At 61.8% G+C, this 9,470-nt stretch carries 8 protein-coding genes; 3 read left to right on the forward strand and 5 right to left on the reverse strand.

The window, feature by feature from the left end:
- Nucleotides 1-96 precede the first annotated feature (96 nt).
- A complete protein-coding gene (locus tag RBA40_RS20895) occupies nucleotides 97-1,053 on the reverse strand; it encodes an NAD(P)-dependent oxidoreductase (protein WP_306649672.1) in 957 nt (318 codons plus the stop codon).
- 111 nt (nucleotides 1,054-1,164) lie between these two features.
- On the opposite strand from RBA40_RS20895, the gene RBA40_RS20900 reads away from it, so the two are divergent.
- The gene (locus RBA40_RS20900; protein WP_306649673.1) at nucleotides 1,165-1,725 is read left to right on the forward strand and encodes an acyloxyacyl hydrolase; all 561 of its coding nucleotides are present in this window, start codon (nucleotides 1,165-1,167) and stop codon (nucleotides 1,723-1,725) included.
- 58 nt (nucleotides 1,726-1,783) lie between these two features.
- Here RBA40_RS20900 and RBA40_RS20905 read toward each other — a convergent pair whose 3' ends face one another.
- Complete coding sequence (locus RBA40_RS20905; RefSeq protein ID WP_306649674.1) at nucleotides 1,784-3,820, reverse strand: esterase-like activity of phytase family protein; 2,037 nt, start codon at nucleotides 3,818-3,820, stop codon at nucleotides 1,784-1,786.
- 163 nt (nucleotides 3,821-3,983) lie between these two features.
- On the opposite strand from RBA40_RS20905, the gene RBA40_RS20910 reads away from it, so the two are divergent.
- Complete coding sequence (locus RBA40_RS20910; protein ID WP_306649675.1) at nucleotides 3,984-5,201, forward strand: M20/M25/M40 family metallo-hydrolase; 1,218 nt, start codon at nucleotides 3,984-3,986, stop codon at nucleotides 5,199-5,201.
- A 281-nt stretch (nucleotides 5,202-5,482) separates the two neighbouring features.
- Nucleotides 5,483-7,063, forward strand: a complete 1,581-nt coding sequence (locus RBA40_RS20915) for a M20/M25/M40 family metallo-hydrolase (protein ID WP_306649676.1) — start codon at nucleotides 5,483-5,485, stop codon at nucleotides 7,061-7,063.
- A 132-nt stretch (nucleotides 7,064-7,195) separates the two neighbouring features.
- Here RBA40_RS20915 and RBA40_RS20920 read toward each other — a convergent pair whose 3' ends face one another.
- Genes RBA40_RS20920 through RBA40_RS20930 form a run of 3 tightly spaced genes read right to left on the reverse strand, consistent with a single transcriptional unit; the run spans nucleotide 7,196 to nucleotide 9,105 of the window.
- On the reverse strand, nucleotides 7,196-8,152 hold the full coding sequence (locus tag RBA40_RS20920; protein WP_306649677.1) for a TAXI family TRAP transporter solute-binding subunit: 957 nt from the start codon (nucleotides 8,150-8,152) through the stop codon (nucleotides 7,196-7,198).
- Between the two features lie 11 nt (nucleotides 8,153-8,163).
- The gene (locus RBA40_RS20925) at nucleotides 8,164-8,316 is read right to left on the reverse strand and encodes a hypothetical protein (RefSeq protein ID WP_306649678.1); all 153 of its coding nucleotides are present in this window, start codon (nucleotides 8,314-8,316) and stop codon (nucleotides 8,164-8,166) included.
- Nucleotides 8,317-8,319: 3 nt separating this feature from the next.
- Nucleotides 8,320-9,105 carry a hypothetical protein gene (locus RBA40_RS20930; protein WP_306649679.1) on the reverse strand — a complete coding sequence of 262 codons (786 nt, stop codon included), beginning with the start codon at nucleotides 9,103-9,105 and terminating at the stop codon, nucleotides 8,320-8,322.
- Between the last annotated feature and the right edge of the window lie 365 nt (nucleotides 9,106-9,470).

The raw sequence follows: 9,470 nt of genomic DNA on the forward strand, positions 1-9,470 counted from the left end.
GACTGAGCGGAGAACTTGGCCCCCCGCCGGCGCGGGGGCGACGGCTTTGAGGTTGGTGGCTTCGAGGGTGGCGGTTTCAGGCGGCGCAGTGCGGGTTCAACTCCCGTCCGGCGGCAACTGGTCCGGCGCCGTCCCCAGGCGCTGGCCCGGATTCATTTTCTCCAGCGACAGCAGGGCGGCGGCGTGGTCGGCACGCGGCAGTTCCGCGGCAATGCTGCGGTAGTTCTCGGTAACGAGCGCGGTCACCGGCAGCACCAGCCCGGCATCGGCCGCAGCCACCAGCACATTCTGCAAATCCTTGAGCTGGCTTGTCACCTGGCCGCCGGGAATGAAATTGCGATCCAGCATGCGCTGGCCGTGCAGCTCAAGGATGCGGCTTTCGGCAAATCCGCCGCGGATCGCGTCGCGCACGGCGGCCGGATCGGCGCCGGCGGCTTGTGCCAGCAGCAAGGCCTCGGCCACGATGTTGAGGGTCCCTCCCACGATCAATTGATTGCACAGTTTGGCAACCTGGCCGCTGCCGGCGGGGCCGACCAGGGTGGGCCGCCCCATTGCGCGCAAGATTGGCTCGGCCTTGGCGAAGTCATCCGGGTCGCCGCCGGCCATGATCGCCAGGCTGCCCGCTTGCGCGCCCGCCACGCCACCCGACACGGGCGCATCGACGAAACGGACTTGCCCGGCGGCAAGGCGCCCATGGAAGGCCAAGGCTTCACCGTGCTGGGTGGAACTCATGTCGATCCAGAGGGCGCCCGGGCGCAGGCTGGGCAGGGCCGCTTCGATCAGTTCACCCACCACCGCGCCGGACGCCAGCATGGAAATGACGATGTCGGCCACGCGCACGGCGTCGTCCAGTCCGCTGCAAGGGAGGGCGCCGGCGCTGCGCAGGGCCTCGGCCTTGGCGGGCGAACGGTTCCAGGCATGGACTGTCCAGCCGGCCTGGGCCAGGCGGGTGGCCATCGGGTGGCCCATCAGGCCGATGCCGAGAAATGCGATGGTGAGCGTGGTCAGAGTAGCCTCCTGCAGTGGGAATGATGGTGCTGATAACGGTGTCATTTTAATAAATTGCGCGCACACGTGGTCCAAGGCGATTTTTGTGCTTCGCCGGTACAATAGTGAACACGCTAATCATTATGAATTAGCGTACCTATCTACGAAAGCTCTTCTATGTCCCTGTTAAAAATGAAGCTGTGCGCCTCGCTGGCAATGCTTGCGGTGATGGCCACGGCGCCGTACGCGTTCGCGTCCGATAAAGTCGTCGATCATGCCTCGCTGGAAGCGGGCGGTGGCGCCAAGGTCCAGATGGTCCGTTTCGGCGTGCAGAAAGATTGGAGCCGGCGCTGGTTCCAGTCGAACGGCACCCACGTGAGCGGTTACTGGGATGCATCGATCGCCCAATGGCGTGGCAATGCGTATCAGAACGTTAACGGCCAGCACCAGAACATCACGAATATCGGCTTCACGCCGGTGTTCCGCTTCCAGGCCGATGACGTGACTGGCTGGTATGGCGAAGCGGGCATTGGCCTGAACTTGCTGTCCAAGCGCTATGACAACGATTCGAACCGGCTGTCGACCGCGTTCCAGTTCGGCGACCATCTGGGCGTTGGCTATGTGTTCGCCAATCATTTGGATGTGGGGATGAAACTCCAGCATTTCTCGAACGGTGGCTACAAAAAACCCAACAGCGGCGTGAACTTCCTGCTGGTCAAGGCATCGCTTCCGTTCTGACGCGGCATGCTTTGTGAACGGCGCCCGATGCAAATCGGGCGCCGTTTTCTTTTGCGGATCAGTAGGACGTCAGTGCCTTGTCAAACTTGATCAGCCACAGGCGGCTCGGACGTTCCTTGTCGGCGCCGCGGCCGACGCGGATCTGGTTGGCCTCGGCGCAGCCCGCCGCGCTGCCGGTGACGATGACGCCGGCGGCGTTCACATTGCATTTGGTGACGTCGGCATCGGCCACCGTCTTGCCATCGGGACCGGTGACACGGGTGACCATGCCGAAGTCGTTGTCGTTGGTCAACGCCAAGGTCGTGCCATCGACCAGCGCCAGCCCTTCCGCTTTTTCGGCCAGCCAGCCGATCGCGTTCAGGTCCAGCAGCAAAGTCTTTTTCAGGGGCACCACGCCGGCCCAGCTGGCGCCGTTGACCGCGCTGCCGCTCATGCTGCTTTTTTCCAGGTCGGAACTGTGCGGGTTGAAGCCTGGCGCAAGGATGTTGCTGGCGTCGCCGATCTGGACCAGCATCAGCTTGTTGAATACCTTGCCGTCGGCGCCGGCGCCCTGCTCGATGACGATGAATTTGCCATGGCCCAGCGCCACCATGTCGCCCAGCTTGGCGTTGCCGGTGCGCCCGTCGGCATACTCCTTGCCGTCGAGCGGATAGGCGAACATGCGGGTGGTCGCGCCCGTTGCGGGATCGAACTCGATCCAGCGCGTGAAGCGGGCGAAGCGTTCGACCTGTTCGTTCTTGCCGGTCACGGCATACGCGGCCGAGCCATCGCTGAGCGGACTTTGCAGGAAGGCGTGGATCCTGTCGCTGGCGCTGTCGAGCGCCATGCCTTCCATGCCGCGGTTGGCGCGCCGCTTGGCCAGGATGGCCGGCAGGCCGCTGCCCGGCGCGTACCTGGCCTGGATGATGCCGCTGGCCGCATCGATCCGGACCAGGAAGGGGCCGTACTCGTCCGTCACCCACAAGGCGTTGCGGCGCAGGTCGAGGGCGATGGCTTCGCTGTCGATGCCGCCGGCGTTGAAAACTGCCTTGCCTGCGGGATCGAATTTCATGGCGTCGAAGACCGGGATTTCAGCCGAGTTGCCGATCGATCCGGCTGGCACCGGCAGGCCGGACGCGTTGACGCCGGGCGCGACCTTGATCGGCAGGCTGGCGCTCAGGCTGGCGCCATGTTTGCCGATGGTGAACACGCCGATCGATGGGGTGAAGCTGGGCGAAGGAAAAATCTTGCTGCCCATGCTGCCCTTGCCATCGAGCGCGGGCAGGTTCGGGCCGTCGCCGTTGGGGCCGCGGTCGGTCAGGCCGTAAAACTCCAGCTCGCCGTTGGCATTCTTGCCCTTGAAGGCGAGACCGGAGCCGTAAGATGGCAGGAAGCCTTGCGGAAATTCCGCTTTCACGGCCGCGTTGGCGCCTTCGTACGGAACGTGCAAACCAGCCGCCGCCCTGACCTGGTAGCGCGTGACGCTGGCGGCCACATTGCCCAGGGGCGTGGACTGAGTGAAGCGTTCGACGGCCGGCGCGCCGACGGTCGAAGCGAGGGTGTCTTCAAAATGTTCGCGCGCCAGCATGCGGCGTTCGGCGTCGACCGTGCGGCCGCCATAGGCGCTGCCGGCGGCGGCGAGGTTGCCCGCCAGCGCGGCGTTAAAAGCGGGCGCGGCCGCGCTGAAATCGAGGGTCTTGCCGGCCAGCGCCGCTGTTGCATCGGCAGCAAGCTTGATGCCGTTCGACGGGTCGTTATCCTCGTCGAGCAGCTGCAGGGCCAGCAAGCGGTTCACTACCTTGGGGTCGGTCACGTCGGTTCCTCCCGAAAGCGACAGCGGCGTCAACAGCGTGCCGCAGCTCGCACTGCCTAATGCCATCCCGCCAATGCTGAAGGCAACTGTTTCGCCGACTATACAGGAGAACTCGCCGCGGGCATTGGTCGTGGCGCGCGCGCTGGTGCCGGCAACGTAGTCGAGCCCTTCGACGGCGGCGTCGAGGAACACGCCGGTTTGCGGGGCAGGCGCGGTGCGGACGGTGTCGCTGCTGCCACCACAGCCAGCCAGCGCCATGGCGGCCGCAGCCGCGATCAGGGAAATTTGCGGGAGAAACTTCATGCGGGCCTCATCAAGGGATGTCATTCAAAAACGCAAGAGTGTACTGAGCGAGCGTGACGACCAGATGACATCGCTTTTTGACGGATATCAAACTACCTGCATTCGAAATTGAACTTTTACTGAACAGCCGCAGTAAGCTTTTTCCATCCGGCAGAAGGAGGGCATGACGATGCGCATTTTGATCATGGCGATACTGTTGGCGGCGGCGCCGCGCGCGCTGGCCGAGAGCAGCTGGCTGACCGTGGATGCGGCGGCTTTCCATCTTCTGCGCCCGGCCCTGCCGGCCATGCGCTTGCACGCGCCTGCCGCTACCCCGGCGGCGAGTAGCGCGCCGGTGGTGCTGGTGGAGGTGCCGTCGAAGGACGTGGGGCGGGTGGCGCGCCTGCTGCACGGCAAGCTGGGACATTGCGGGGGCTTCATGTTCCACGCCGATCAGGCCAGCGCCCAGCGCAGCCTGGCGCAGGGGGTGGCGACGCCCTTGCCCGGCCTGGTGCAGCCAGTCTACGCGATCGCCAACCAGGCCAGGGTCACGGCGTTGCTGGCGCGCATGGAGGCGAAGCAGATCGCGCGCACGATCGCGGGCTTGTCGGCTTTTCCCGACCGCTTCTACAACACCACCCATGGCGCGCGGGCGTCGGAGTGGCTACGCCAGGCCTGGGCCACCATCGGCGCGCGCCATGGCGGGGTGCTGGTCGAAACGTTTGCACACGCTGGATATCCGCAGGCATCGGTGATCGCAACGATTGCCGGCACCGACCTGGCCGATGAAGTTGTCGTGATCGGCGCCCATCTCGATTCGGTCAACACGCAGGCCATGGATGAGCAAGGTGCGGCGCACGCCCCCGGCGCCGATGACGATGCGTCCGGCGTGGCCGGCCTGACCGAGGTGCTGCGCGCGATGAGCGAGAGCAAGTACCGGCCGCGCCGTACCATCAAGCTGATCGCTTACGCGGCGGAGGAAGTGGGCCTGCGCGGGTCGCAAGACCTGGCGCGCGCGTTCCGCCAGGCAAGCATCCAGGTGGCTGGGGTGCTGCAGCTGGACATGATCAACTACAAGGGTTCGGACAACGATATCTATCTGCTGCGCGATTACACCAGTGCCGAGCAGAACGATTTCCTCAAGAAATTGATCGCGACCTATTTACCGGGGGTGCGGGTCGGCAGCGACGTGTGCGGATACGCCTGCTCCGATCATGCATCCTGGCATGCCGAAGGCTACCCCGCGTCCATGCCTTTCGAGTCCTCGCTGGCCCAGGCCAATCCGCATATCCACAGCAAGAACGATACCTTCGCCAACTCAGGCGGGCAGGCCGTGCACGCGCTCAAGTTTGCCCGTCTGGCGGCCGCCTTCGCAATCGAGCTCGGCAGTTCCGTGCCTTAACGGCTCATGCTTAGAGGATACAAAATTGCCGTAAGCCATTGATTTATATATATATTTACTGTGAACATAATCCGACACTCTGCGTTGTGCGACGCTTCCTCGTGATAATATTTTTTCAAAGTATGTATATCGTTTATGCAGTTCAGGCATCCGACCGATGCGGCCAATTCCGGCTGCATTGTATTTTGGATGAGCGCCGTCTGACCCACCGGTCACGCCATCGCTCGACAAATGGGCTACAACGCCCATCTATAAAAAAGGAAAATCCGATGGAGAACCAAGTGCACCAATTTCAGCGTCGTGCGATGCCTGCCTTGCTTGCGGTCCTGATTTCCGGGCTGATGGCAACCACCAGTGCCACTGCTGCCGCCCCCGGCAAAGGATGGATCACGGTGGGCGACACCGCCTATACGCATTTGCAGAAAGTAGCGCCGCAAGCGATTGCCCGCCAGAGTCAGGTTGTGAGGACCAATGACCAGGCCGGTATTGCCGCTTCGGAAAGAGTTCACCTGGTGCAAGTGAACGAAGAAGAAATGCTGAAACTGAACGAATCGATCCACCACGAGCTCAAGCGTTGTGGCGGGTACATGTATCACGAGACCGAAGCCGAAGGCAAGCGCGCACTGGCCAAGCTGGCGGCGCCCGCCAGCACCGCCACCCTGGCGGCGCTGGCCCGTCCGAGCTATGTGATCGACAACCAGGCCCTGGTCGCGCCGGTCCTGTCGCAAATGCAGGCCAGTAATATTGGCACGACGATTACCGAACTGTCCTCGTTCACGAACCGCTTTTATACGACCACGGGCGGCTCCGACGCGTCCAACTGGCTCAGGCAAAAATGGGCCGGCATGGCCACCGGCCGCGCCGATATCTCGGTAACGCAATTCACGCACAGCGGCTACAACCAGAAGTCGGTGATCGCGACCATTACCGGGACCGATAATCCATCCGAGGTGATCGTGCTTGGCGGCCACCTCGATTCGACGGTCGGTTCAGGCACCGGGGAAACCTCGCGCGCGCCTGGTGCCGATGACGATGCATCGGGTATCGCCAGCATGACCGAGGTGCTGCGCTCGATGATTGCCAACGGCTACAAGCCGCGCCGCACCATCAAGATGATCGGTTATGCCGCCGAAGAAGTGGGCCTGCGCGGTTCGCAAGCGATTGCCCAGAACTTCAAGGCCAATAATGTGAATGTGGTCGGCGTCATGCAGCTCGACATGACCAATTACAAAGGCTCGGCCAACGATATTTATATCTATACCGATTACACCGACAGCCTGCAGAACGACTTCGTCGCCAAGTTGATCACCACGTATCAGCCGACCCTGACCATTGGTTACGACCGGTGCGGTTATGGCTGCTCGGACCACGCGTCATGGACCGCGCAGGGCTATTACGCCTCGATGCCGTTCGAGACGGCGATGTCGCAGTCGAACCGGTATATCCACACGGTCAACGACACCTTCGCCAATGCCGGCGGCCAGGCAAATCACTCACTCAAATTCGCCCGCCTGGCGGCGTCGTTCGCCATCGAACTGGGTAGCGATGGCGCGGTAGTTGGCGGCGGCGACAAGACCGAAACGTTCACCGGCACCCTGACCTCCGGCCAGAAGAAAACCTTCGGTCCGTTCAAGGCCGCCATCGGCACGGTGGTTTCGTCCACCACCGGTACCGGCGACACGGATCTGTATGTGCGTAGAACGTCGGTGCCTACCACCTCGACTTACACCTGCAAATCGGATGGTGCCACCAGCACGGAAAAGTGCACGGTTAACATGACCGCCAATGGCGATGTGTACGTGCTGTTGAACGGCTATACGTCGTCGAGCTATACCTTGACCGTGACGTACAAGCCGCAATAATCGCCGGTTCACGGTGAGCGGTTCCGGCCGCGCGAATCCTTCATCGATTCGCGCGGCTTTATCTTTTTGAGGGGATGCGGGCGTTAAAAAACCCGCCGGAGCGGGCTTGCGTGCTCATCGGACTATCCTGTATTACTTCTTTTTGGCCGGCAGCGGCAGGCCGGCAAAGCGAGGCCACTCGACCTTGCTCTCGAATGATTTGATCTCGTTCCAGCCCGGTTCGAAATCGCCATCCTTCAATTCGAGCAGTTCGCGGTCCAGCAAGTTCCTGAGTGCGGCCACATCGCCGATTTTTGCGCCGTTGAACGGGCGCGTAACCAGCACATTTTGTACCGCCAGCGCCTGCACGTTATACACGCCGAGGTTCTTGTAGCTGTACGGGCGTACGCTGTAAGGGCTGCTGATCGGGACGTCGAAGCCGGCCAGGGTCAGCCCGCTGTTGGGCGCCAGGCGGGTGATCTGGCCGTGCGGCCAGCCGGCGACCGAGAATGCCGCGTAAGCCTCGCCGGAGAGCACTTTTTGAAAGGCGATGGCGTCGCTGTCGACATCGATGTAGCGCATGTTGTAGCCGAGGATCTTGTCGAGCTGGCGCACCATCAGCTGGGCCGAGCCGACCAGGGCGACGGGCGCGCCGCGCAATTCGGACATCCTGGTGATGCGCACCGTTTTGGTATCACCTTTGAGCACGCCGTATTTCTTGGGCCCTTCCAGGATCAGGCCATTGGCGGAGGTGACGATGTGCAGGTAGTTGCTGTTCAGTGCCGCCACCACCATCAGGGATGCGATATTGGCGTCGCCTTCGGCCATTTTCTTGAGCGCGTCCATGGGGACGATGCCGACATCGGCTTTCTTGATCGAAAGCGTGGTCAGGTTATCCAGGCCGCCTTCGGTATTGACTTCGCACAGCGGCATGGCATTTTTCGAGACGCGCACCAGATCGGCGTACAGTTTGGAGTAGCCTTTGCCGGCTGGGCCGGTTGCGACTTTCAGTCCTTCGCAGGGAGCTGCGGGAGCGCCGTCCAGTTTGGCCGCCTGCGCTGCCGATACGGTCAGTCCGAACATCAGGGAGATCATTACGCGGGTTTTCATAAGTGCCTTTTTTAGAAGTTGAAGTTTTTATTTGGCTGCAGTTGCGTGTCGACCGGCTGGACCGGAGTTGCTGTGTCTTCTTTTTGCGGGGCCAGGGTTGCCGCGGCAAGTACCAGCAGGATCACCATCAGCGTGCCGCCCAGGCGTAACCATTTCCAGAACATCTGTTACCTCCTTACTTTTTCAGTGCTGCTAATCCCGATCGAGCTCAGGTCGATCGACATGCCGTCGTCGAACGACAGCTCCTTTGCGCTGCTTAGTTTTTCCGCTTCCATTTCGAGTTCGGAGAACACCTGGTTGAAGTTGTCGCGCACGCTGTCGAAGGCTTCGTCGGCCAGCATCTGGTTCAGCAGTTCCTGGCCGCTGGTGGCGTTCAGGTTCTGGATCGCCGCTTGTCCTGCCTGCCCGAAGCGCCATTCGAATTTTTTGTCTTCGACCACCTCGCTCAACTGCACCAGCGCCAATTCGGCATTTTTGTATTTCACGACCAGCAGCACATGCGCTTCCTTCATGGCCTTGACCGCATTCTCCTGGCGGCTGGCGTCGTAGCCGGGCTTCTGGCGTTTGCGCTCCTCGATCATGTCGCTCATGCTTTTGATTTGTGCGCCGATGTTGACCACCGCTTTCTTGAACGCCACCACACGCTGGCGTTTTTGAAGCAGAAAGTTCTGCAGCTGTTCAATCGGATTGGCGCGGGCCTCCGCCTTGCGTGCCGCCAGCAAGCGGTTTTCCAGCTTTTGCCCCAACAGCGGCAAGGCCTGGAACAGCGCCACACCGACCGCGCCGATCAGCGCGAGGGAGATCAGGCCCAGGCCTGCGCTCACGGCGCCCCAGATAATGGGGGCCAGGGCAGCCAGCACAGACGTTCCAGCCACTCCTGCGGCGATGCGCACCGCCCAGATGCGCTGCTGTTCGCTTGCGGGGCCAATGTCGTTATTCATTGTATTTTTCATGTGGTCTCCTGGTTGAGTTGAGGATGCTTGGCCCTGCCGGCCGCCAAGGTCGGCAGGGGGCGGGTGGCAGGGGCGAAAAAAAAGGCATCCGATGGGATGCCTTGAATGTCGTATTGCGCAGGACGAGTAACGTTCGCGCACGGAGTAGGGGGAGTGTTCGGCGCCAGTTGCATGGCGCGCGGTGTCTGACACGTTCGCTTGGAGGGGAAGTTGGTGTTCTGGTTCCTGTTGCTGCTCATTGTGACCGCCTTATTCTTGTTTTTATGGGTCTCAGCATATGACGGAAATATGACGGGATGATGACATGCCGGACAAATGACGCGTGAAGGCATCAATTGTTGTGCAGTTGAGGGGTGGATTGGGGT

The sequence above is a fragment of the Massilia pseudoviolaceinigra genome, assembly GCF_030846505.1.
GTDB lineage: Bacteria > Pseudomonadota > Gammaproteobacteria > Burkholderiales > Burkholderiaceae_D > Telluria_A > Telluria_A violaceinigra.

Coding starts and splice junctions, on each gene's coding strand:
- RBA40_RS20920 (WP_306649677.1), bottom strand. CDS start 8,152: ATGAAAACCCGCGTAATGATCTCCCTGATGTTCGGACTGACCGTATCG.
- RBA40_RS20925 (WP_306649678.1), bottom strand. CDS start 8,316: ATGTTCTGGAAATGGTTACGCCTGGGCGGCACGCTGATGGTGATCCTG.
- RBA40_RS20895 (WP_306649672.1), bottom strand. CDS start 1,053: ATGACACCGTTATCAGCACCATCATTCCCACTGCAGGAGGCTACTCTG.
- RBA40_RS20900 (WP_306649673.1), top strand. CDS start 1,165: ATGTCCCTGTTAAAAATGAAGCTGTGCGCCTCGCTGGCAATGCTTGCG.
- RBA40_RS20905 (WP_306649674.1), bottom strand. CDS start 3,820: ATGAAGTTTCTCCCGCAAATTTCCCTGATCGCGGCTGCGGCCGCCATG.
- RBA40_RS20910 (WP_306649675.1), top strand. CDS start 3,984: ATGACGATGCGCATTTTGATCATGGCGATACTGTTGGCGGCGGCGCCG.
- RBA40_RS20930 (WP_306649679.1), bottom strand. CDS start 9,105: ATGAAAAATACAATGAATAACGACATTGGCCCCGCAAGCGAACAGCAG.